Here is a 24,201-nt window from a genome sequence, read left to right as displayed (position 1 = left end):
GAGGCAGTACACGGTCGACGCGGTTGTCAGGCGTGCGGCGCTGGCTGTGCCGAACGCGGACAGTGCCCAGCGGTGATTGGTCACGAGCTTGTTCTGCCACGCGCGCGCACGCGAAAGCTGTAAAATAAACTCTATGAGTGCAATCCTTGAGGGGGGTACTTTAGCCGTTCATTAACCAAGCAGGCGTTAGCTAGCCTCATCAAGACGGCGAGTTAACCTTAATAATTAACGGGTTGATAAGCATGAAGCTGTGCGCCGTCTCCCGGGTCAATCCGGAATGTCCCTTCAAACATCAGCCATCCAAGGGGCACCTCATACAATGACGAGCATTCTGACCAACGTCGCAGCTATGGCTGCGCTCTCCACGCTTCGCGGCATCTCCTCCAACATGGAAGAGACGCAGGCTCGCGTATCGTCCGGCCTCCGCGTTGGCGGAGCTGCCGACAACGCCGCCTACTGGTCGATCGCGACGACCATGCGTTCCGACAACATGGCTCTTTCCGCCGTCCAGGACGCCCTCGGTCTCGGCGCAGCAAAGGTCGACACCGCCTATGCCGGTATGGAATCGGCGATCGAAGTCGTCAAGGAAATCAAGGCCAAGCTGGTTGCCGCGACCGAGGATGGCGTCGACCGTTCGAAGATCCAGGAAGAGATCAACCAGCTGAAGGATCAGCTGACATCGATCGCATCCGCCGCTTCGTTCTCCGGCGAAAACTGGCTTCAGGCAAACCTCAGCGTCGCGACCACCAAGTCGGTTGTCGCTTCGTTCGTTCGCGCCGACGACGGCAGCGTTTCGGTCAAGAAGGTTGACTATGCCCTGACCGGCGACAACGTCCTGTTCGACACCGTCGGCAACACCGGTATCCTCGACCGCGTCTACAACGTTTCGCAGAAGAGCGTCACGGTCGACGTCAACATCGACGGCATCACCTCCAAGTACACGGTCGGCGCCTACTCCGTAGACGAACTGATCGACCAGAACGCGGTCTTCACCACCAACACGGTTGGCGCCAAGACGACCCAGCTCGCCGAAGTCGCCGGCGCCTTCTACGTGAAGATCGACGACAACAACTGGGTTCTGGCAGAAGACGTTACCGGCACCGGCCAGGAAGCGGTACACGATGAAGGCGGCACCTTCTACGGTATCGACACCGGCGCTGCACCGGCAACCAACGTTGCCGCCCCGCAGTCCATCGCCGACATCAACATCGTCGCTCTTTCCAACGCCCAGCTCGACGCCCTGATCTCGGGTGTCGACGAAGCCCTGACCGACATGACGAGCGCCGCCGCCGACCTCGGCTCGATCGGCATGCGCATCGGCATGCAGGAAGAGTTCGTGAAGAGCCTCATGGAATCGATCGACTCCGGTATCGGCCGCCTGGTGGATGCCGACATGAACGAGGAATCGACCCGCCTGAAGGCACTGCAGACGCAGCAGCAGCTGGCCATCCAGTCGCTCTCGATCGCCAACTCTTCTTCGGAAGTCATCCTGTCGCTGTTCCGTTAATCCTCGGACAGACAGCAAGACAAAGGCCGCCCCCTCCCGGGGCGGCCTTTCGCGTTTTGTTAAACTTTATGAATTCGCGTTTAAGGTTTGTTAACCATGCCGGGCTTAACTGCACTCATCGTAACGATGGGTTAACCAAGACGAAGAAGCGGTTAACGGCATTAGGCCACACCATCGTGCCCGGCGCTTCCGGGATGTCCCTCTTCTAGCCAATACAGGGGCAACTATCATGACGAGCATTCTTACCAATGTCGCAGCCATGGCTGCGCTTCAGACCCTTCGGTCCATCGACAGCAGCATGGTCGATACCCAGTCCCGCGTCTCCACCGGTTTGCGCGTGGGCACGGCCTCGGACAATGCAGCCTACTGGTCCATCGCGACGACGATGCGCTCCGACAACATGGCCCTTTCGGCCGTCCAGGACGCACTCGGTCTCGGGGCCGCCAAGGTCGACACGGCCTACGCGGCCATGGAAAGCGCCGTGGAAGTCGTAAAGGAAATCAAGGCCAAGATGGTCGCGGCGACCGAAGAAGGCGTCGACCGCGCAAAGATCCAGGAAGAAATCGAACAGCTGCAGGAGCAGCTTCGCAGCATATCCTCCGCGGCGTCCTTCTCCGGTGAAAACTGGATGCAGGCCGACCTCACCAACGCCACGGGCAACATCGTCCAGAAGAACGTCGTCGGATCCTTCATCCGCAGCGAAAACGGGTCGGTGTCTGTCAAGAAAATCGAGTACGACCTGGGCGCAAACACGGTCCTGTTCGACCAGGGCGGCGATCTCGGCATCCTCGACCGCGTGTTCAACGTAACGCCGGCCTCCATCACGCTGGACATCAATACAAGCGGTATAACGTCCAAGCATACGGTGATCGCCTATTCCATCGACAAGCTGATTGCCGAAGGCGCGACCTTTGACGGCAACTACGCCAACACCACGACGCCCGCCGGGGACTACGTCAAGATCCAGGGCGTATGGGTAAAGGCCGTGGACGAATCGGCTGCACCGGGCCAGGAAATCGCCGCGGCGAGCGGGGGAAGCAACTGGGTCGTGGACACGACTCCGATCCCCGCCGGCACGGTAGTGGTGGCTCCGGCGTCGCTCGACACGGTGAACATCACGGCACTTTCCAATGCTGAACTGGACGTGATGGTGCAGGCGACGGACGCTGCGCTGGAAGCCATGACCAGCGCGACCGCCGATCTCGGTTCGATCGCCATGCGCATCGGGATGCAGGAGGAGTTCATCGCGGCCCTGACCGATTCCATCGACTCGGGCATCGGTCGTCTCGTCGATGCCGACATGAACGAGGAATCGACCCGTCTGAAGGCGCTCCAGACCCAGCAGCAGCTAGCCATCCAGGCGCTCTCCATCGCCAACACCGCATCCGAGAACATCCTGACTCTCTTCCGCCAGTAAGCGGAGCCCGGCTAGGGGCGTCTTCGTCCCGCCCTGCGGACTGAAAGTCATGATGGAAGCCGCGCCCCGCAAGGGGCGCGGTTTTCGCGCGCCTGGCCCGTGATGGACACCAATGCCGGTGCTGCTGCCGGTCTGCCTCGGGCAAGCCTCGGCTGCTACCTGTCATGTTAACGATATGTTAACGAACGGCAGACCGCCCGCCCATGAGGGGAAAAGGCGGCAGAGCATGACGCCCTCCTGTCGTCGTCCTGATGCACATCGGCATACAAGACAGAGGCAGGGCAATGACCAGTATCCTGACGAACATCGCGGCCATGGCGGCACTTCAGACGCTCCGGTCGATCGACCGGGACCTCGAGACGACACAGGCGCGCGTCTCCACCGGCCTTCGCGTCGAAACCGCCGAGGATAACGCCGCCTACTGGTCGATCGCCACCACGATGCGCTCCGACAACGGCACCCTGTCAACCGTGCAGGATGCACTCGGCCTTGGCGCGGCGAAGGTCGACACCGCCTATGAGGCGATGGAAAGCGCCATTGCGACGGTACAGGAGATCAAGTCGAAGATCGTCGCCGCCTACGGCGTCGGGGTAGACCGTTCGAAGATCCAGGAAGAGATCGAGCAGCTGCAGGAGCAGCTGAGCAGTATCTCCGAATCGGCCAGCTTCTCCGGCGAGAACTGGATCCAGGGTGTCATCAGCGACGGCGGAAATCCGGCGGAGGAACGGAAGCTGCTGAAGGAGGTGGTATCCGCCTTCACCCGCGGCCCCAATGGCGAGGTAGCGGTTACCACTGTCGAGTACCCGATGAACTCGAAGACCGTCCTGTTCGACACCAGCGGCGGCAAACTGGGTATCCTGGACCGCGACCTGGCTTACGTAGCCAAGGGGGAGACCACCGTCACGACGTCGACCGACGATGGTACGGGCCTAATCACCGGAACGAGCTATGCCGTGCCGGTCTATACCGACGCACAGCTCGCCGCGCTCGGCGCCGACACCAATACCGATGCCGCCATCTACTCGGACGGCACGTCGTCCTATTACAAGGTGCAGGAAAATCTCTGGGTCGAGGTCACGACGACCGATCCTGCGACGCCGCCCGAGACGACCGGGAGGGTGCACAACGATGGTACGGATGATTTCTTCTATGTCGTCCTGCCGGCAAACAACCTGAACACCCGCAAGATCGACCTCTCCGTGGTGACGCTGGATATTACCCGGCTCGCCGACTATGCGGTTGCGATGAACGCCGTCGTGCCGGGATCGATCGAGGAGGAGACGGATGCCCTCGACGCCATCATGAGCTTCGTCGACCAGCAGCTCCTTGCGATGACCAGCGCCGCTTCAAGTCTCGGATCGATCCAGAGCCGCATCGACCTGCAGGAGGATTTCATCGCCTCCCTGATCAACGTGATCGACAAGGGCATCGGTCGACTGGTCGATGCGGACATGAACGAGGAGTCGACCCGCCTGAAGGCGCTGCAGACGCAGCAGCAGCTCGGCATCCAGTCACTCTCCATCGCCAATACCAATGCCGAAAGCATCCTGACCCTCTTCAGGCAGTAGCAATGACGCCCGATGGTCCGTGGCCCGCCGGTCGCGGACATCGCAGCCCACCTTCATCCTCGCACAAGCTTGGAAATCTAGCCTGCTGGCAGATGCCGGGCTTCCTTTCGGGTGACGCGGCGCAATCGGTTGGCGCCGGCGGTAATCCTTTGTTGCCGCGCATGCGCTAGCTTGAACAGGACATATGAGCAGGTTCCCGGAATGACAGCCTCGATTGCGCGTTTTCTGAAGGATTTCGGTGAAGTGTCGCCGCCGCCCGCCCCTCCGGAGGCGGCCGGCGGTTTCGATTTTTCCGATTTCGCGACGGATGTGCCCGTCGAGGAGCCTATCGACCTTGAGACGGAGCGTTCCGAGGCCCATGCCCGGGGATATGAGGCGGCGACGCAGGAGCTGCAGGCGAAATTGGATGAGGAACGCGCCGCTCTCGTCGCGGCTCACGAGGCCGAACTGGCGTCCCTGAAGGCCGGTTTCGACAACGAGATCGTCCAGCTCGTCCAGTCCAAGCTTGCCGAGATCGCGATAGCTGTCGCCGAAGCGGTGAGCGACCAGACCGCGAAGGTGCTCGCACCCCTCGTCGAGGAGACCCTGGTCAGCAAGGCGATCGTCGACATGGCGGACCTCATCCGGGCGGCGGTGCTGGAAGGTGACGTGGCAACCGTGACGATCCGCGGGCCGGAGCATTTGCGCGTCCGTCTGTCGGAGGTGCTTGGTGGCGAGATCTCCTCTCTGATCCGCCACGTCGAGGCGGACGATCTCGACATTTCCGCCGACCTCGGTGACCCGGCGCTCGTGACACGCCTTTCGGCCTGGTCGGCACGGGTGAAGGAGCTACTTGCATGAGCGACTCGGAGAACCATCACCACGGCAAGAACGAGATCATCATCGTCAAGAAGCATCGCGGCGACCACGACGGTGCCCATGGCGGCGCCTGGAAGATCGCCTATGCGGACTTCATGACCGCGATGATGGCATTCTTCCTCGTGATGTGGCTCGTGAATGCGGCCAACGAGGAAACCAAGGCTTCCATGGCCAGCTACTTCAATCCGATCAAGCTGTCCGACGAGACGCCGGCGGAAAAAGGCATCGAGAAGCCTGTCGACCAGGCGGAGGGCGAGGAGCAGAGCGAGCGCTCCAACGTCAAGGCCGACGGCAAAACCGTCGGCTCGGCCGCGGCGTCCGGCGAGGACATGACCTCGAACTCTGGCGACGAAACCAACTATTCCGAAGCTGACTATTTCGAGAACCCCTATTCGGTGCTCGCGGAAATTGCCCAGGAAGTCGGCCAGCAGGCGAACATCAGCGCCAAGGGCGAGGGGGGTGCGGCAGATTCCGGTCCGGCAACCGGCGCCGATGGCGGGGAGGCCTATCGCGATCCGTTCGATCCCGATTTCTGGACGCAGCAGGTGCAGGTGACCCGGGCTGAGGAAAAGAAGGAGGCGCCATCCGCCCCCGCGAGCGAGGCCGAACCTGTTTCGGAAGAAGAGATTGCGCTCGCCATGCCCCAACCGCGGCGGGATACCGAGCTGCCCGAAAGCAAGCGCAAGACGGAGAGCGAAGTCGAGGCGGAGGCAAAGCCGGAAGCCGCGACCGAAGCGGCCGCGGGCGAGGCGAGGCCCGGCCGGGCGGACGAGGAAGTCGCCGACGCGCCGGCGGACGATGTCGCGGATGCCGCCGCCCGAACAGCGTCGGACGCCGATGCGCTGCGCCAGGAGATTGCCCGGCAGATCAGCGGTGTCGCCGGAAAGCTCGCGGACGGCCTGGTGGTGACCCCGGCGGAAGGCGGGCTGCTCGTGACGATATCCGACCAGGCTGCCGATTCCATGTTCAACATCGGTTCTGCAGTCCCGCGCCGCGAGATGGTCCTGGCGATGGAAAAGATCGGCCGCATCCTGCAGGAGCGCGGCGGCGCCATCCTCGTGCGCGGCCATACGGACGGGCGCCAGTTCAAGGGTGGCGAGAACGACAACTGGCGGCTTTCCATGGCCCGCGCGCACAGTGCCTATTACATGCTGGTGCGCGGCGGACTGGAGGAAGGACGCGTTCAGCAGGTCTCCGGCTATGCCGATCGACGGCTGCAGGTCCCTGACGATCCGCTGGCCGCCGCAAACCGGCGCATCGAAATCCTCCTGCACGCGGACGAGGGATAGCCATGCCGCGGATGGGGTTTCGCTCGGCTGCTCTCGGCGCGGTCCTCCTCCTGGGAGGGCTGCCCGCACGTACGGCGGGTGCCCAGAATGCGCCCGACCTTGCTCCGTACATCATGCTCCGTTCGTTGCAGTTCGTGCAGGATACGGTTGCACTCGGCGACCATTCGGCCGGCGAGATGCAGCGCTTCATGCTCAACAAGATCGATGCGGCTCTGCGGGCGGCGAATGCCTCGACCTTCGACGATCCCCGCAATGTCGACGCAGCGTTGATCTATGCGATGAGCGGCGGCAATCCCGCCACGCTCGAGCACCTCGTCGAGCGGGACATTTCCGGCAATTTCGACAGTCGCGTTGCCGATGCGTTGCGAAAGTACCTGGCGGGCAGGGGAACCCTCGTGGCCAAGAGCCTGGGGGACATGGCGCTCGAGTATCGCGACCAGGCGATCGGCCCATACATCGCGCTCGTCAGCGGCAATGTCACCGTGCCCGAAAACCCGGTGGGCGCGCTTGAATTCTACGATATCGCGCGCCTGGGAGCGCCGGGGACGATCATCGAGGAAACCGCACTGCGCCGTTCCGTGGCGATTGCCGTCGATGCCGACCTGGTCGACAAGGGGCTCGCCTATTCCCGCAAGTACGCCCGGCGTTTCGTCCATTCGCCCTATGCCAGCCAGTTCGTGGATTTCTTCGTCCAGCTCGTCGTCGAGCATTATCCGGCGATTGCCGAACCCGACATCGATGCCACCATCGAGTTCATGGATGTCGATCGCCGTCGGGGGGTTTTCCTCCGCATAGCACGCCGCGCCACCCTCGACGGCAAGAACGATCTCGCCCGCCTCGCGTCCGGCAAGGCCGCAGCCCTTGCGGGCCTGACAGCCGATGGCCCGGAAGTGCTGGCCAAGCTCTATGGCGGCGTCGCCAACATCCCGACATCGGACGTAGGAAGCGCGCTCGAGGATCTCGCGGCCATTCCCGAGGAAGAACTCTCTCCGCGTGATCAGGCTCTGCGAGCCGCAGCGCAGGCGATTGCAAGCGAGGTTCTCCGCCGGCCGACAGCGGACAGCTTCGCACAAGATGCAGGCGTCAAAGTCGAGCCTCGATCGGACGCCCAGAACATGGATGCGTCACCCGGGAATGAAGATCCGGGTTCTGCAGTCGTGGCGCTCCCGGCGCCCGTAGCGAGCGGCATCGAGATTGATCCCGAAATCCAGACCTTTGTCGAATCCGGTCGCTCCAAGCTGAACGAGATCGACGATCTTCTGAAACAGGAAGGCGTAGTTCAATGATGCTGGATGGTCTATCCAAGGCAGCGACGTCCGAGCCTGCCATCAGGGGCTCTGGACGATCGGGCCAGACCGATGATGGCGAAGCCGGTTTTTCCAGCGCCCTGACGCGACTGAGCGGACGCGGCGCAGACGAGGGAAAGCCTCAGGCCGGCGCCGAAGCCGATGGCGATGCTCATGGCGAGGGGAGTCGGGAGAAGGACGTCACGGCTGGCGAGGCGAATTCGCCTGCGCCTGTCGTGAGCCGTATCAGCAAGTTTGCTCTCGCAACCCGGCATGGGCTCGCCGAGACGGCGTCCTCCCGGATATCCATCTCACAGGCAGGATTGAACGCAAAGGTCGATCCCGCTGGCGTTGTCGATCCGAAGCGCGGACTGATTGCGGTCGTGGGGGGCAAGGACGCGACCGAAGAGGCCGGCGAGCCATCTGAAGACGGTGCCGCTTCGTCCGACGCGAACGCCCCCGAGGGCGTTGAAACCCAAGGAACGACGGAACTCCTGAGCATACTCGCCGGACCAGCACAGGCCTGGTCCGCTTCGGGCCGAAACACGGCTGCAGGCGAAGGGCGCGCATCCGAGAGAGAGGGCGCTGCGCGCGGCGGAGCAACCGGCGAAGTCCTGCGTCGGGGCGCGGCCGCCCCGGGCGACACCCTGGAAATGCCGACAACCGAACTCGATGACGCCGTAGAGCCCGCACGCGGTTTTCGTTTTTCTGACGGCAAGGGCGGGGATGTCGCTGCCGAACTGACGCGCGCTGCGAACCCGCGCGAAAACGTCGGCGAGAAGCGCGGCAACGCCGCCGCAATCGAAAACGTCTCGATCGTCGAATCCCGGCGCTTCCTGGGGCTTGCGCCTACCTCCAACAGCACTTCGCTGCTGGCCGGCATCACCGGTGACCCGGGTTGGTCCTCGGCCATGCGGTCGGGTGAAGTGGGCTCCGACACACTCGCCGGCCGGGCGACAGGCTCCGCCGTGCAGATGCTGAAACTGCAGATGACGCCCCATGACCTCGGTACAGTGACCGCAACCCTGCGGCTGATCGGCGAGGAGTTGCACGTTCATCTTACCGTGGAAACACGTGCGGCATACCGGCAGCTGAGCGAGGATAGCAAGGGCATGCTCGACGCGTTGAAGTCGCATGGCTTCTCCGTCGACCAGGTGACCATCAACATTTCCTCCACGTCCGAAACCGACCAGCAGAAGGGACAGCAGAATGCCGCGACCGGTCAGCAGATGGCGGGGAACGGGGAGAAGAACGGCAATGCGCAGAACCGGGAGCAGCAGCAACCGGGGTTCGATATCGCGATGGACGGAAGGGCAGACGGGAATGAACTGGGCGCGGACAAGATTGCTTCTTCTGATCCTGTCGGGGCTCGCAGCGGCCAGCTTTACCTCTGACGCAATGGCCTCTGCAGGGGCCTGCGAGCGCGAGATCCAGGCGGCCGCTGCCAAATACGGGGTACCCGAGGGCATCCTCTATTCGGTCGGCCTCACCGAGACCGGGCGCAAGGGAAGCCTCTACGCCTATGCCATGAATGTCGAGGGAAAGGCCTATTACCCCGCTTCGACACAGGAGGCGCTTGGCGTTTTCGAGGCCGCGCGGCGTGAGGGGCGCAAGCTCATCGACATCGGATGCATGCAGATCAACCACCATTTCCACGGCGAGAACTTCTCGTCCGCGGAAGAGATGTTCGAGCCTAGGCGCAACGTGGAGTATGCCGCGAAGTTCCTGCGCAACCTCCACAACCGTCACGAGACATGGACCATGGCGGTGGCGCGATACCATGCGGGGCCCAATAACGATCCCGCCCAGAAGAAATATGTTTGCCGCGTGATCGGTAATCTGGTCGCCACGGGCTACGGAAAGTGGACGTCCAACGCCTCGGCCTTCTGCGCGAATTGACAACCTGAACGTGTATTTGCCTCCGCAGAGACCGCAAATCCGTGCCTCGAAACTTTGAGGCAAAATTGGGCGGCGCAAGTGCCGGAAGCAAGAACGGTTAATTTATCACAGAAAAAATTGTGCTCCTCGCGCCGAGGGACACTATATCTAGTGCAAATCAGGAGCCGCTGGTTAATCAACTATTAATTTGTTTGGTTAACTTCCTGCAGCTTGTGCCCGATTCGCCCGATTCGTACCCATAGCCTCATCGAAACACCACAACTGATTCGGAGGCGGACGAATGATCGTAGTGGTTGACGAGCGCGAGCTCGTGAAAAATGGCTATACTTCTCTTTTTGGCCGGGAGGGCATTCCCTCGACCGGCTTCGACCCGGCAGAGTTCACCGAGTGGGTGAACACGGCAGCCGACGGGGATCTGCATGCCGTCGAGGCGTTCCTGATCGGTCAGGGCGACTGTATGCTGGAGCTGCCGCGGACGATCCGCGACCGCTCCCAGGCTCCGGTCATCGCGGTCAGCGACCAGCCGTCGCTCGATGCGACGCTCGCTCTCTTCGACAGCGGCGTGGACGATGTCGTGCGCAAGCCTGTCCATCCGCGCGAAATTTTGGCGCGCGCCGCAGCGATCAGGCGTCGCCTGAAGGCGATCGCCAATCATACCGACGTCGGCAAGATCCGTGTGTTCTCCGACGGGCGTGATCCGGAAATCGCCGGCGAGCTCTTCCCGCTGCCGCGCCGCGAACGGCGCATCTTGGAATACCTGGTCGCCAACCGCGGCCGGCGGGTTTCCAAGACCCAGATTTTCAACGCGATCTACGGCATCTTCGACGAGGAGGTCGAGGAGAACGTGGTGGAAAGCCATATCAGCAAGCTTCGCAAGAAACTGCGCAAGCGGCTCGGCACCGATCCGATCGATTCCAAGCGGTTCCTCGGTTACTGCATCGACTGGAACTGACCAAACAAGATTTCGCTTCGTCCGACGAAGCGGAATCCAGACAGCCTCACGCAAGGCCCGCCCCCTACTCTCCCGATAGTACAGCTGCAACGAGGATTGGATATGAGCCTCTACGGAACCATGAGAACCGGTGTGTCCGGCATGAACGCCCAGGCCAATCGGCTGAGTACCGTAGGCGATAACATCGCCAATGCCTCGACCGCAGGTTACAAGAAGGCGTCGGCCCAGTTCTCGTCGCTGATCCTCCCTTCCAGCGAGGGTGCGTACAATTCCGGCGGCGTCACCACGAACGTTCGCTATTCCATCTCCTCCCAGGGCACGTTCACCTACACGACCTCGTCCACGGACCTCGCGATCAACGGTCGCGGCTTCTTCATCGTCCAGGGTTCCGACGGCATCGAGTACCTGACCCGGGCAGGCAACTTCACCGGCATGTCGGACGGCACGCTGCAGAACGCGGCCGGCTTCACGCTGATGGGCTACCAGTACTCCTCGACCGAGGATCCGACGATCGTCGTCAACGGCTTCGACGGCCTGACGGAGATCAACCTGTCCTCCGGATCGCTCAATGCGACCGCCTCCCGGACCGGTATCCTCGACGTGAACCTGCCCTCCAAGGAAGCCGTCGGCTACGAGAAGACGACTTCGCTCGTTGCCTATGACAGCCAGGGCAACACCCGTCTCCTGGATTTCAAGTACACGAAGATGGCCGACAACACCTGGACGGTGGACGTGACCTACGAGGGCGTTTCCGTCCTTCGCACGGCCGTCGATCCTGCGACGGCGGCCACCGCAAACGTGTCGCTGACGGGCAATCTGAACGCGTCCTCGGCCACGGGCACCGAGTTCCAGACGAGCGGCGTGGTTTACGACGCAGCCGGGAACGCCCGCACCCTGAGATACGAATACACCAAGACCGCGACCGGCTGGGATCTCGAAGTCTTTGACGGCATGTCGAGCTCCACGGCGATCGCGTCGCAATCGCTCGAGTTCGATCCGGTCACCGGCGCCCTCGTCGTCGGCGGTCCTTCGGTTACGACCGGCGGCAGCCTTCCCGGCATCGACCTCGATCTCTCGGCGCTGACCGGCCAGAATACGACGACTGCGGTTGCCTCCGAGGCGCTTGACGGCGAGGGCGGCTTGCCCACCATCGAATTCGATTCCAACGGCCAGATCGTCGGCCCCACCTCGCTCACAACCCAGGCGATGACGCTCGGAGGAGCTGTCTTCAACGGCCTGACGATCGATATCGGGGGCTCGACCCAGCTGTCTTCGGAGTTCAAGGTCGGTAACGGCAAGATCGACGGCAACGCCGCAAGCGACGTCGTGGGTCACGAGATCAGCGAGGAAGGCGTCGTCTTCCTGAAGTACTCGAACGGCAAGCTCGAGCCGAAGTACCGCATCGCCATGGCCGACGTGCAGAGCCCCGATCAGCTGAAGCCGCTGGCCGGCAATGTCTACTCGCAGAGCAACGACTCCGGCGTCATCGTCATGGGTTACGCGGCGAACGGAAGCTACGGGAAGATCCTTTCGGGTGCCCTGGAAGATTCCAACGTCGATATTGCCGAAGAGCTGACCTCGATGATCGAATCGCAGCGTAACTACACCGCCAACTCCAAGGTCTTTCAGACCGGTTCCGAACTGATGGAAGTTCTCGTCAATCTGAAGAGATAACGAGGCTAGTTCACAGAGGCAGCCCACATGTCACTTTCGTCCGCACTTTCCACGGCGCAATCCGTCTTCAACAACACCGGCATTCAGTCCGGCGTCGCGTCGAAGAACATTGCAAACGCGCAGAACGCCAACTACGTCCGGCGGTCCGCGGTCCTGACGACTGGAGGCAACGGCTCCCTCGTTGTCGCCATAGAGCGCTCTCAGAACCAGGCGCTCTATCGGCAGACGGTCGAAAGCTCTTCTCTCTTCAGCGGCCAGCAGATCCTGCTTTCGGGCCTCGAAGAAGTGAAGTCCCTGATGGGCGGCAACAATTATGAGGCCTCGCCGTCGGTCATCATCTCCAACCTGCGCAACAACCTGCAAACCTGGGCAAGCAAGCCCGGCGAGACGACGGTCGGCGCAACGGTCATCGCCACAGCCGTCGACCTCGCCAATTCCCTGAACAATGCTTCTGGCCAGTTGCAGGCCATCCGCAAGCGTGCCGACGACGACATCAAGCAAAGCGTCGACGAACTCAACAAGCTGCTGACGCAGTTCGAGAGCGCCAACAATCGCGTGAAGCAGGAGACGGCGGTCGGCATCAATCCGAACGACGCGCTCGACGAGCGCGAGACGCTCCTGAAGCAGATCTCGGAGATCGTCGGCGTCACGACGCTGTCGCGCGAGAACAACGACCAGGTGCTCTACACGACCGAAGGGACGGTCCTGTTCGAGACGGTCCCGCGTCCCGTGACCTTCTCTCCGACCGTTGCCTACGGCGCGACCACGGTCGGCAACGGAATCTATATCGACGGCGTGGCGGTCAAGGCCGGTGTCGGCGCAGAGACCAATGCCAAGGGCTCGCTCCAGGCGCTGCTCCAGCTGCGCGATGACGTGGTTCCGGTCTATCAGAGCCAGCTGGACGAGGTCGCTCGCGGGCTGATCGTTGCATTTGCCGAGACCGATCCGGATCCGGCCACCGCACCGGCGCTGCCGACATTGCCGGGCCTCTTCACCTGGGACGTGGGCACGATGCCCGCAGACAACACGGTCGAGCCGGGGCTTGCGTCGCGCATCAAGGTCAATCCCGCGGTCATCCCACCGTCCGGCAATCCCATGCTGATCCGTGACGGCGGCATCAACGGCCCGGATTACGTGGTCAATACCAACGGCTCCAACGGCTTCTCCGATCTCCTGAACAAGTTCGACGACGCATTCGAGATCAAGATCGACTTCGCCAACAGCACCCAGGTGGGTGGCAAGCTGGACCTTCAGGCCTTCGCGGCGGATTCGATCGGCTGGCTGGAAATGCTTCGCAGCACGGCGACTTCGGCGACGGAGAACAAGCTGGCCATGCTCAGCCGCGCAACGGACGCCTATTCCAGCGAGACCGGCGTGAGCCTCGACGAGGAACTGTCCCTGCTCCTCGACATCGAGCAGTCCTACAAGGCCGCCGCGAAGCTGCTGTCGACCGTTGATGCGATGATGCAGGCCTTGCTGGAGGCGGCGCGCTGAGATGAAGACCTCGTTCATCTCCTCGCTCAGCATCCAGACCACGATGCGCTACGCGGTCGCGAAGGCGCAGCAGGACATGGTCGCCGCCCAGCAGGAAGTCACGACCGGCCGGCACGCCGATGTCGGCGTGGCTCTCGGTGCCAACACCTCGCGAAGCCTCGATCTCACGCGCGACGTGCTGCGCATCAAGTCGATGCTCGCCACCAATTCCCTTGCCACCCAGCGGCTCGAGTCGTCGGAAGAAGCACTGTCGAAGATGTCCGATCTCGGACAGAAGATCCTCGACTCGCTGATCGGCATCGGCGGCAGCAGCGATGCGACCAACCTCAATGTCGCACGCGCCTCCATCCAGTCCGCGCTGGACACGTTCTCCAGCTTCGCCAACACCTCGGTCAACGGCGAGTACCTGTTCGCGGGCATCAATTCGGACGTAAAGCCGTTCGAGGACGTCGCGAGCCCGGACTCCCCGGTTCAGCAGGCCTTCGATGCCGAGCTGACGAAGTTCCTGGCCGACAATGCGATCGCCTCCAAGAGCGACATGTCCCCGCAGAACATGACGGATTTCCTGGATCTGATCGAAGCGAAGTTCGATGGAAGCTCGCCGCTGACGGACCCGCCGCACGACATTGCGACCGTCGGGACCGACTTCTGGACGGCGTTCGTATCGAACGCCTCCGACGAGAACATGAAGAGCCGCATCACGCAGAGCGAGATCGTCGAGACCTCCACCAACTCGAACACCGAGGGCATGCGGAAGTTCGTGCTGACCTCGCTGGTCGCCATGGAGTTTCTCTCCAGCGAAATTCCGGATGCGACGCGCGCAGAGGTATCGGGCCGCGCCCAGGCCTACATCGGCCAGGCGATGTCCAGCCTCACGAGCGAGCGTGCGCGTCTCGGCCTTTCCGCGGAGCGGGTCAAGAAGGCCGACGAGACGCTGGAGGCCCAGAAGAAGATCATCGACACACACATCAACGATCTGGAATCGGTCGACGCCTACGAGGCATCGACGCGTGTGAAAGGTCTCGAGGCGCTGGTGGAGACAGCCTACACGCTGACCGCCCGCCTGCAACAGCTAAGTCTAGTTAACTTCCTCAAATGATTGAGGAAATGCATGGAAATGAAGGATACATGAATGTACCAGTTTTCATATGCCGAGATCATGGAGGATGGCGTCGCAGACGCCAAGGACCGTGAACGGCAGGCGCTGGAACGATCGATAGAGCTTTTGGTCGCCGCGCGCGATGCAGGAGCATATTCCCGCCACACGATCGAGGCGGTCTACTACACACGGCGGGTCTGGATACGTCTGATCGAGGACCTGAAGCAGCCGGAAAACGAACTGGGTTCGGAATTGCGGGCCAATCTGATTTCGATAGCAATCTGGATTTTGAAGGAATGCGAGCGGATCAGGAAGCGCGAGTCGACGAACTATCAGGGCATCATCGACGTGACCACCATCATCAAGGATGGACTTAAATGAAAAGTACGCTGCGCATCTCGCTGAAATCGGGCGAACGCATCTTCATCAACGGCGCCGTCCTGCGTGTTGATCGGAAGGTCGCATTGGAATTCCTCAACGACGTGACGTTCCTGCTCGAAAACCACGTCCTCCAGCCGGAGGATGCTACCACCCCGCTGCGGCAACTCTATTTCATCGCCCAGATGATCCTGATCAACCCCGAGGGCAAGGACCAGTCCATGGCCCTGTTCCGGAAGTCGGTGAGCATGCTGCTGAATTGCTTCCAGAACGAGGAAGTGCTGGCGGAGCTCAAGCGGATCGACAGCATGGTCGCCTCCGGGCGGGCCTTCGACGCCCTGAAGGCCATCCGCGGCCTCTACCCTATCGAGGACCGGATCCTCAACAGCCAGGAAATGACCCCGGCAACGGTCGAGCAGATCCGCAAGGAGATCGCTCCATGGCGGTAGATCCGGTAACGACTGCCGCGTCCAACCCCTGGGCAAACGCGGCGGCGACGACGAGGGACGCCGAGAAGGCGGGGCTGAACTATGACAGCTTCCTGCAGTTGCTCATCGCCCAGATGAAGAACCAGGATCCGACCGACCCGATGGATGCGAGCGAGCAGATGTCGCAGCTCGCCTCGTTCTCCCAGGTCGAGCAGACCATCCAGACGAATGCCCATCTCCGCAGCATGCTGCAGGCGGAAGCACTGACCCGGGCCGGCGACCTTGTGGGCAAATACGTCCAGAGCGCCGACGACAAGGTCATGGGCAAGGTCAAGGAAGTCGAGGTCTACTCCGATGGCGTCATCGTCCTGACCGAGAACAATGAAAAGGTTCTCCTGCAGGCGGGCGTCGTGATTTCCGACAATCCGATCGTCAAGGCTCCGGCGGAAGGTTCCACTGGCGGCTCGACCGACGGCACCGGCGAAGATACAACAAGCTGAAGACGAGAGGCCCGGATGATTCGGGCCGGAGCTGGCGACATGAACGAAGCCGATGCCCTGGATATAATGCAGGCGGCGATCTGGACCATCCTTGTGGCGTCCGGTCCCGCCGTCCTGACGGCGATGGTAGTCGGCGTCGGGATTGCGATCCTGCAGGCCCTTACCCAGGTGCAGGAAATGACACTCACCTTCGTGCCGAAGATCGTCGCCATCATGGTGATGATCGGCATTTCGGCCCCCTTCATCGGGGCGCAGATCAACCTGTTTGCAAACCTCGTGTTCTCGCGGGTGCAATCGGGTTTCTGACGCTGTCGCGATGACACCCTCGCGCAAGCTTCACCGTCTACCAAGGCCGTGAACTGGCAGTATAGCTGCCGCCATCTCATGAAGAGACGGATGCATCATGGCGCAACCACCTGCACTATCCATTCCCAAGGTAGCTCCTCAAGGACGCGATATCGGCTTTGCGCTGGGCATCATCGCGATCCTGTGCATCCTTTTCCTGCCCATACCGACCTTCGTGATCGACATGGGGCTGGCGTTCTCGATCGCCTTTTCCGTGCTCATCCTGATGGTGGCGCTCTGGGTCCAGCGACCGCTGGATTTCTCGTCCTTCCCGACCATCCTGCTGATCGCCACGATGATACGTCTGTCGCTCAACATCGCGACGACGCGCGTCATCCTCTCCCACGGCCACCAGGGGCATGACGCAGCCGGCGGCGTGATCTCCGGCTTCGCAAGCCTGGTGATGTCCGGCGATTTCGTGATCGGTATCATCGTCTTCATCATCCTGATCACCGTCAACTTCATCGTCATCACCAAGGGTGCCACGCGTATCGCGGAAGTCGGCGCCCGCTTCACCCTCGACGCCATTCCCGGAAAGCAGATGTCGATCGACGCGGACCTTTCCGCGGGCGTGATCGACGAGAAGGAAGCCCAGCGTCGGCGCGGCGAGCTGGAGCAGGAAAGCTCCTTCTTCGGCGCCATGGATGGTGCGTCGAAGTTCGTCCGGGGTGATGCGATCGCCGGCCTCATCATCACGGCGATCAACATCTTCGGCGGCATCATCATCGGTTATTTCCGCCACGGCATGGAGATCGGCGAGGCGGCGGACGTCTTCGTCAAGCTTTCCGTGGGTGACGGCATCGTATCGCAGGTTCCCGCGCTCATCGTGTCGCTGGCCGCCGGCCTGCTCGTGTCGCGCGGCGGCACGGCCGGCTCGACCGACAAGGCCGTCGTCGACCAGCTAAGCGGCTATCCGCGGGCACTGTTCATGGCCGCCGGCCTCATGGGCTTGCTGGCGCTCGTCCCGGGCCTTCCGCTCCTGCCTTTCCTGGCGCTCGGCAGCGTGATGGGCTTTGGCGCCTGGTACATCCCGCGCCGTCTGGAGAACGAGAACAGGCTGCGCCGCGAAGACGAAGAGAAGAAGGTCGTCCAGACCAAGGAAGCGGAGAAGGATTCCGTCAAGAGCGCGCTCAGGACAGCCGAGATCGAGCTGGCGCTCGGCAAGCAGGTCTCGACGCGCCTTCTCGGCGCCCACCAGGAACTCGCTTTCCGGGTCGGCAAGATGCGCAAGAAGTTTGCCACCCAGTACGGTTTCGTGGTTCCGGAGATCAAGGTCGCGGACGACATCATGATCCCGGAAAAGTCCTACCAGATCAGGATCCACGGCACGACCATCGCCTCCAATACGCTGCGGGTCGGCGATGTTCTGGTGGTGACCGGTTCGGGCCGCAAGCCGAGCATTCCCGGCGACGATATCCGCGAACCCGCATTCGGCATGCCGGCGGTCTCGATCCTCGAGACCTTCGCCGAGGACCTGAAGCGCGAGGGTTTCCACCCGATCGACAATGTCTCGGTCGTGCTCACCCACATGTCCGAGGTGATCCGCAACAACCTGCCGCAGCTCCTGTCCTACAAGGACGTGAAGGTCCTGATCGATCGACTGGACCCGGAATACAAGAAGCTCGCCGACGAGATCTGCTCCTCGCACATGTCCTATTCGGGTCTGCAGGCGGTCCTGAAGCTTCTGCTTGCCGAGCGCGTCTCGATCCGCAACCTGCATCTGATCCTAGAAGCGGTCGCGGAACTCGCCCCCCATGTCCGCAAGACGGAACAGATTGTCGAGCATGTCCGGGTCCGCATGTCGCAGCAGCTTTGCGGCGATCTCGCAGACAACGGTGTCCTGCGCGTCCTTCGTCTCGGCTCCAAGTGGGACATGATCTTCCACCAGGCGCTCAAGCGCGACGCGAAGGGCGAGGTCGTCGAATTTGACATCGATCCGCGGAGCCTGGAGGAATTCAGCGAGCAGGCGACGAAAGTAATCCGTGAATTCATGGACCGCGGACTGCCTTTCATCCTTGTCACCTCGCCCGAAACACGGTCCTATGTCCGCATGATCATCGAGCGGCTGTTCGCGACGCTTCCCGTTCTCTCCCACGTCGAACTCGCCAAGGGTCTCGAGATCAAGATTTTGGGCTCCATCTCCTGATGGGCTAGCCCGACAGGGGATCGTCCTGATGCTTTTCGACCCGCAGGGAACCATACTGGCGCTGTTTCTCGCCTTCTGTCGCATGGGCGGGTGCATCATGGTTCTGCCGGGATTCGGCAGTTCCCGCGTTCCGGCGAACGTCCGGCTCTTCCTGGCGGTGGCCGTATCCGTGGCGGTTCTCCCGCTTCTGTGGGACACCATCTACCCGCGGGCGAGCGCTCCGGACGCCACCTATATCGGCCTGGTCGTCAGTGAAACCCTCATCGGCGTGGTCTACGGCCTCATCGCCCGGCTCTATACGCTCGGGATGCAATATGCGGGCGCCATCCTTACCATGTCGATCGGTTTCACCGCGCCGGGCGGCTCGGATGTCCTGGAAGACACGTCGGAGAACCAGCTGACCAGTCTCCTGACCTTCAGCGCGCTCCTGCTGCTCTTCCTGCTGGATTTCCACCATATCGTCCTCAGGGCCCTGGTGGATTCCTACGCCGCCACCCCGGTCGGCAATCTCGTCGATCCGCAGAAGATGCTGATCACCCTGACGGACACGTTGAGGGCATCCACGGACCTGATGCTGCGCCTCGCCAGCCCGTTCCTGATCTACGGCCTGATGTTCAACGTCGGCATCGGATTGATCAACAAGCTTGCGCCGCAGATTCCGGTCTTCTTCATCTCCACGCCCTTCCTGCTCGCCGGGGGCCTGTTCCTTCTCTACCTGTCGATCGCCGCCCTGGTCCGCCAGTTCGCCGACGGCTTCCCGATGGTCTTTCTCTCCTTCTGAGGTTTTCATGGCCAACGACCAGCAAAGATCGAAGAAGCTGAAGCGCCTCGTGAGCGTCCAGCGCCATCTTGAACGTATGGCGGAGAGCGAACTCGCGGCGACGACCCAGCACCGGGAAGAGATTGCGCAGTCGATGGAGGTGGTGATTCATGCCATCGGCTCGATGGAACCGATCCACCGATCCTTCTCGCAGAACTACGCCGAGCGCTACGGCCGCCTGACGATCAAGGACGGGCAGTTGGAGAACATCCAGCAGATCCAGGAGATGAAAGTACTCCGGGAGCGCACCAAGGGCGACCGGCTGGAGGACAACATGAAGAAGGCGCGCGAACTGGAAGATCGCGAAGCCTCCGACCAGGCAATCTACGATCTTCTGGAGATCACGCTGGCCGCGCCAGCCTCCAGCAAGGTTCGGTCGTCATAGTCTTTCCCACAGTTGACAGGCGTGGCGCGAGCCGCCGCCAGTAAGCAATCGAACCGTTGCTGCCATCGCCGGACCGGCGCTCGGCGGTCGTGGCGAAAGGAATTGACGTGGCGATCTCACCTCCAAGCGATCTCGTCCTCGACGTCGTGCGTGCGGCGGACCCGGCTGAAGTCCAGGCCGCGCAGGCGAAGCTCAAGGCGACCAGGGCGGCCTTCGCCGCGACCAGCCTCGCCGAGGCGGGAGCGGGCTTCGGCGCGGCGCTCGACGTCATCCCGACGCCGGCCACGAAGGCAGGGCTTGCCAATCCCGATCGCTCTGCGGACGTCTCGCGAATCCCCGAGGAATACCGGAAGTTCGAGGCGAGCATCCTGCAGAATTTCGTCAGCTCCATGCTGCCGAGCGACAGCGAGCAGGTCTACGGCAAGGGTTCTGCCGGCGAATTCTGGAAGAGCATGATGGCCGAGCAGATCGCCGAAGGCATGTCGCGCAACGGCGGCATCGGCATCGCCGAGCAGATGTATTCGCAGGCCTTGGCGCGGCAGGAGGGGGCCGTGGTCAACGCCACGACGGATGAAGGCGATCGCGACCGTGCGATGCGCATGAAGACAGATTTTGAACGTCAGGTCCTCGATCTTGCGCCCGGGCGCGAAGGCGAGGCCTGAGATGGAACATGCTGGGACAAGACATATGGAAGTTGTTTCAAACGATCACCGCATCAAGACAGTGCTCGGCCGTCTGGAGATGATCGTCGATAACGAAAATCAGCGGTTGGGAACGGACGCGGAGTTCGACCTCAAGGTTTCGAACGCCCACAAGAGCCGCTGCCTTTATGAACTGACCATGCTGTTCCGGAGCACCGATCCTCAGGAACTGGCGGTCGCCCACATCGACCAGATGCATCACCTGAAGGAAAAGCTCTCGATCAACGCGCGCCGGGTGGAAGCCCATCTCCATGCCGTGCGGGCCGTGGCCGATCTTTTGAAGAGCGCCGCCCGCGAGGCCGATGGTGACGGGACATATACCCAGGAACAATTCCTCTACAGCGAGATGTGATGATCAAGCTGCTCCTGACCGGACTTTGGGTCTGCATCGTCACGCTGGCCGCGGTCTACTTCTCCGTCCAGATGTCGTTACCGCCACCTCCGGTGGACGAGGAGGCTGCGCGCAAGGAAGCTCTGGAACTGGTGCGCGGCGAGTCGCTGACCGTTCCGGTCATCTCCGACGGCATGATCGCGGGCTACTTCCTCGGCCGCTTCTCCTTCATGATGGACAAGGAGCTGATAAAGGGCCAGAAGCTTCCCATGACGGAGCTGACGACCGACCAGTTGTTCACCCTCCTGGTCGGCGACAAGATGATAGACCTCAGCAAGCCCGGCGCGTTTGATCTGGAGACATTTCGCACCCGCATCAAGGACGAGCTGAACGCCAAGCTGGGCGAGGGCATGGTCGACGAGGTGCTGGTCGAGCAACTGGATTTCATATCCAAGGAAGACATCCGCACCAATGTCGCGCGCGAGGGCAAGAGGCCGATCGCGCCGACCAAGATCGTCGAGGGCGTAGCTGTCGACGAAGCCAAGCCCACCGGCCAATAAAGCCAGGAAATCCGCGATCGTTCAAACTTGAGCGATCCGCTTACGCCGCCATTCATCGCTACCGGCTAGAACCTAGGCCGATAAGCGGGTTGGGTGGTCGCGCATGCGGGAAGCAACATGTCCAGATAAGCATCCTGTGACGGTTTCCGTCCAGCCGTCATGGCTGCGCGGACGAAAGCCCCTTGAGCGGCTCCAGAAATGGAACGCCACTCTCGCAACGCTGGAGGCAATTGCCTTCGGCCGGGAGACCGGCGTCTCCGTCTCGATCTGCAAGGAGCGCGGCCGATTGAGGACTATCCTCGACCTGTCGGGTCGCGACCGGCTCCGGGCCCTGCGACAGCTGTCCCCGGTTTCGCTTGCGAGGTCTCTGCGCAGTTCGTTTCGGCGACGGAAGAGCCCCTGCATAGCCGATGCCTCGACCCTTGTGCCCGCGCTGCTCACCTTCGTGGATCGCCCGCTGCGGATACTCGTGATCGGCCCATCCGCCCAGCAACTGCCTTCCGTCCGGCGCCGGCTCCAGGCACATGCCCCCTGGCATCGCTATAGCGCAGCGAGCATCGATCAGCTCAGCCGCCTTCCACATTTCGACCTCGCCCTGATCGCCGTCCCTAGGATCGGACCGGAGGACAGTCTCCGCCTGTCGGTCGTATCGACGAAACTCAAGTTGTTCTGCGGCGTGACGCCTGAGCTTCTCGTCGCGCGGACGGAACCGCTTCGCGCCGCACCCTCGACGACGCAGGCGGACCAACGACGCAAGGCGGCGTGAGGCCCGGCATCACTGTCGGTTAACGGTTTGTTTCCCACGTTTGTTTAAAACTTTGCGGATGTCCCGAGACGGCAGAGCGAACGTGCTGAACTGACCGATGCATACCGACCGTGCGATTTATGATCCGCCCGCAGGCGATGCACCGGCATCGGGCAGGCGGTCGCGTTCCCTGCGCAGCCTTGCCATTCTCCTCCTCGCCGCGAGCACAGGTGCGCTTGCGCTGCTTCCCCTGGCGACATGGTCGCCGCGCCAGTCCAGCGTCGATGCCATGCTGCGGGTCGAGGGCGGGGCGCTTCCGGCTTCCACGGTCGCATCCATGTCGGAGGCGGTGGCATCACGGTCCGGTAATCCCGCCACTCCCGGTCAGGAGCGATCCCGGAAGCCTGAACCCGTAGATCATCCGCTCGCGGGGATGATAATGGACATGCTCCTCGGCGAAGGCCCCGCCGCATCCCATGAGAAAGCCGGTCTTGCTGCGGCGATGGCGGCATCGGTGGAGTTTATCTCCGCGGACGCCGGCAGGATGTTGGTCGTCCGCGCCGGAGGGTCGGATGCGGCGGAAGCTGCCGCCCTCGCCAGTTCGGTCGCCGCCGAACTTGTCGACAACCCGGCCGCATGGCTTCCGCTCCTGCCCGAAGAGGAACTCGCGGGGCTCGCGGCTGCGGCCAAAAGCGCCCGCAAGGCGTTCGAACAATACAGCGCCGGCATCGACAGCGAAGCCCGCGCCACTGCCGAGCGCGCGCTGGTGGACGAGCGCCTTCTCCACAAGGAGATCGAATTGCTCAAGGCGCGGGTCGCCGAACTCGACGGGCAGCTTCGGGAAGCCTCCTCGATGACGCCTGCGGACGTCCTGCAGCAGTCGTTGCCGGACCGTCTCGAGTTCACGGCCCTGGAGTATCACCGCCAGCGCCATGTCGAGGCAAAGCTCGCCTTCGATCAGCTTTCGCGGAAACTGGGCGCGCGCCATCCGCATCTGGTGGCCGCCAGGGACGCGCTCGCCTCCGCAAAGGCCGACATCGAGGCGGAACTGGCGAAACTGGTAAAGAGCCTAGAGGCGCAGAAGGCGGACGCATCGCGGCAACTGGCCGAACTCGAGCGCCGGCAATCGTCGGTGCCGCCCGAGACCCAGGCAGTTCGCGAGAGACTGGAGACCCTGGAGGCGGCCGCGCGGGGGGCGGAGGACCGGTACCGGCAAGCCCGGAGCGAGGGAGATGCCGAGAGCGCCGCGAGCCCTGTTTCCCTATCCCTGGTCCGCCCTGCAAAAGAGGAGCAGGCGATCACCACGGGCTGGACCCATTCCGGCGCCATGGCAGCAGGCGCGCTGCTGGGCGGGTCGATCCCGCTGATGCTTTTCCTGGCGAGGCGGCGTTCCGGCCGGGTGGTGCAAGCCATGCCGGCGGACGCCGAGGATGGCTTGCCGTCCCGCGATCATGTGCGGGATATTCATGGGCAGTCTCCGGAAGAGCTCGAAGCGTCCCGGAACGAACCCGCCTTGCCAACCTCGAGAGACGAGCCCCTGGCCGAGCGCATCCGGGGCATCCTCTATCAAAACGCGGTGGCCTCGGATCGGGCTCCTCTCGTTCCTCCTCTCCTGGCGTCGGCGATGGCGGGAGACGCGCGCAGCGATTTTCGTAAGGATATGAAGTCCGGAGCCGTGTCTTCGCCCGCCAATGATCGGGACCGGCTTGAGAACGAGATATGGGAACTGCGGGACCAGCTTGCCGCCTTGCGCGGCCGGGTCGAGCGCCGCACCGCCAGGGGCCAGTGAGGGTATTCTTCCTTGCATTTCTCGCTTTGG

At 62.4% G+C, this 24,201-nt stretch carries 24 protein-coding genes; all 24 read left to right on the top strand.

Annotated elements, in window-relative coordinates:
- Positions 1–319 precede the first annotated feature (319 nt).
- The 24 genes from ACWGPT_RS14985 to ACWGPT_RS14870 all read left to right on the top strand — a co-directional run bounded on the left by ACWGPT_RS14985 (position 320) and on the right by ACWGPT_RS14870 (position 24,171).
- Positions 320–1,507, top strand: a complete 1,188-nt coding sequence (locus ACWGPT_RS14985; RefSeq protein ID WP_452606411.1) for a flagellin N-terminal helical domain-containing protein — start codon at positions 320–322, stop codon at positions 1,505–1,507.
- Positions 1,508–1,736: 229 nt separating this feature from the next.
- Positions 1,737–2,924 (top strand): flagellin N-terminal helical domain-containing protein, encoded by a 1,188-nt coding sequence (locus ACWGPT_RS14980; protein ID WP_452606410.1) that lies wholly within the window; start codon positions 1,737–1,739, stop codon positions 2,922–2,924.
- A 284-nt stretch (positions 2,925–3,208) separates the two neighbouring features.
- Positions 3,209–4,492, top strand: coding sequence for a flagellin N-terminal helical domain-containing protein (locus tag ACWGPT_RS14975; protein WP_452606409.1), 1,284 nt, complete (start codon positions 3,209–3,211; stop codon positions 4,490–4,492).
- Between the two features lie 201 nt (positions 4,493–4,693).
- Positions 4,694–5,332: a hypothetical protein gene (locus ACWGPT_RS14970; RefSeq protein ID WP_452606408.1), complete on the top strand. Its 639-nt coding sequence runs from the start codon at positions 4,694–4,696 to the stop codon at positions 5,330–5,332.
- Positions 5,329–6,639, top strand: a complete 1,311-nt coding sequence (locus ACWGPT_RS14965) for a MotB family protein (protein WP_452606407.1) — start codon at positions 5,329–5,331, stop codon at positions 6,637–6,639. The genes ACWGPT_RS14970 and ACWGPT_RS14965 overlap by 4 nt, the downstream gene beginning before the upstream one ends.
- Before the next feature lie 11 nt (positions 6,640–6,650).
- Positions 6,651–7,925 (top strand): chemotaxis protein MotC, encoded by a 1,275-nt coding sequence (motC, locus tag ACWGPT_RS14960; RefSeq protein WP_452606422.1) that lies wholly within the window; start codon positions 6,651–6,653, stop codon positions 7,923–7,925.
- Complete coding sequence (gene fliK, locus ACWGPT_RS14955) at positions 7,922–9,319, top strand: flagellar hook-length control protein FliK (RefSeq protein WP_452606406.1); 1,398 nt, start codon at positions 7,922–7,924, stop codon at positions 9,317–9,319. The genes motC and fliK overlap by 4 nt, the downstream gene beginning before the upstream one ends.
- Positions 9,249–9,824 (top strand): transglycosylase SLT domain-containing protein, encoded by a 576-nt coding sequence (locus tag ACWGPT_RS14950; RefSeq protein ID WP_452606405.1) that lies wholly within the window; start codon positions 9,249–9,251, stop codon positions 9,822–9,824. The genes fliK and ACWGPT_RS14950 overlap by 71 nt, the downstream gene beginning before the upstream one ends.
- Positions 9,825–10,104: 280 nt before the next feature.
- Positions 10,105–10,776 (top strand): response regulator transcription factor, encoded by a 672-nt coding sequence (locus tag ACWGPT_RS14945; RefSeq protein ID WP_452606404.1) that lies wholly within the window; start codon positions 10,105–10,107, stop codon positions 10,774–10,776.
- 102 nt (positions 10,777–10,878) lie between these two features.
- Entirely contained in the window at positions 10,879–12,450 is a 1,572-nt protein-coding gene (locus ACWGPT_RS14940) for a flagellar hook protein FlgE (protein WP_452606403.1), read from the top strand.
- A gap of 27 nt (positions 12,451–12,477) precedes the next feature.
- A complete protein-coding gene (gene flgK, locus ACWGPT_RS14935) occupies positions 12,478–13,944 on the top strand; it encodes a flagellar hook-associated protein FlgK (protein ID WP_452606402.1) in 1,467 nt (488 codons plus the stop codon).
- A gap of 1 nt (position 13,945) precedes the next feature.
- Positions 13,946–15,043, top strand: coding sequence for a flagellar hook-associated family protein (locus ACWGPT_RS14930; protein ID WP_452606401.1), 1,098 nt, complete (start codon positions 13,946–13,948; stop codon positions 15,041–15,043).
- 33 nt (positions 15,044–15,076) lie between these two features.
- The gene (gene flaF, locus ACWGPT_RS14925) at positions 15,077–15,424 is read left to right on the top strand and encodes a flagellar biosynthesis regulator FlaF (protein ID WP_452606400.1); all 348 of its coding nucleotides are present in this window, start codon (positions 15,077–15,079) and stop codon (positions 15,422–15,424) included.
- Entirely contained in the window at positions 15,421–15,870 is a 450-nt protein-coding gene (gene flbT / locus ACWGPT_RS14920) for a flagellar biosynthesis repressor FlbT (protein WP_452606399.1), read from the top strand. Before flaF ends, flbT begins: the two co-directional genes overlap by 4 nt.
- Positions 15,861–16,349: a flagellar hook assembly protein FlgD gene (flgD, locus tag ACWGPT_RS14915; RefSeq protein WP_452606398.1), complete on the top strand. Its 489-nt coding sequence runs from the start codon at positions 15,861–15,863 to the stop codon at positions 16,347–16,349. Before flbT ends, flgD begins: the two co-directional genes overlap by 10 nt.
- A 39-nt stretch (positions 16,350–16,388) precedes the next feature.
- Positions 16,389–16,655 (top strand): flagellar biosynthesis protein FliQ, encoded by a 267-nt coding sequence (gene fliQ, locus ACWGPT_RS14910; RefSeq protein ID WP_452606397.1) that lies wholly within the window; start codon positions 16,389–16,391, stop codon positions 16,653–16,655.
- A 97-nt stretch (positions 16,656–16,752) separates the two neighbouring features.
- A complete protein-coding gene (gene flhA, locus ACWGPT_RS14905; protein ID WP_452606396.1) occupies positions 16,753–18,840 on the top strand; it encodes a flagellar biosynthesis protein FlhA in 2,088 nt (695 codons plus the stop codon).
- Positions 18,841–18,868: 28 nt separating this feature from the next.
- Positions 18,869–19,621, top strand: coding sequence for a flagellar biosynthetic protein FliR (gene fliR / locus ACWGPT_RS14900; RefSeq protein WP_452606395.1), 753 nt, complete (start codon positions 18,869–18,871; stop codon positions 19,619–19,621).
- Positions 19,622–19,628: 7 nt separating this feature from the next.
- Entirely contained in the window at positions 19,629–20,045 is a 417-nt protein-coding gene (locus ACWGPT_RS14895) for a hypothetical protein (protein ID WP_452606394.1), read from the top strand.
- 107 nt (positions 20,046–20,152) lie between these two features.
- Positions 20,153–20,707, top strand: coding sequence for a rod-binding protein (locus ACWGPT_RS14890; RefSeq protein ID WP_452606393.1), 555 nt, complete (start codon positions 20,153–20,155; stop codon positions 20,705–20,707).
- A 25-nt stretch (positions 20,708–20,732) separates the two neighbouring features.
- Complete coding sequence (locus ACWGPT_RS14885) at positions 20,733–21,098, top strand: hypothetical protein (RefSeq protein WP_452606392.1); 366 nt, start codon at positions 20,733–20,735, stop codon at positions 21,096–21,098.
- Positions 21,098–21,637, top strand: a complete 540-nt coding sequence (locus tag ACWGPT_RS14880) for a hypothetical protein (protein ID WP_452606391.1) — start codon at positions 21,098–21,100, stop codon at positions 21,635–21,637. The genes ACWGPT_RS14885 and ACWGPT_RS14880 overlap by 1 nt, the downstream gene beginning before the upstream one ends.
- A gap of 136 nt (positions 21,638–21,773) precedes the next feature.
- Positions 21,774–22,403 carry a hypothetical protein gene (locus tag ACWGPT_RS14875; protein ID WP_452606390.1) on the top strand — a complete coding sequence of 210 codons (630 nt, stop codon included), beginning with the start codon at positions 21,774–21,776 and terminating at the stop codon, positions 22,401–22,403.
- Between the two features lie 97 nt (positions 22,404–22,500).
- Entirely contained in the window at positions 22,501–24,171 is a 1,671-nt protein-coding gene (locus tag ACWGPT_RS14870; RefSeq protein WP_452606389.1) for a hypothetical protein, read from the top strand.
- Positions 24,172–24,201: the final 30 nt, after the last annotated feature.

This window comes from Pseudorhizobium sp. NPDC055634 (assembly GCF_053618655.1).
Note: the sequence above shows the minus strand (reverse complement) of the source record. Positions and strands in the feature narration are given on the sequence as shown.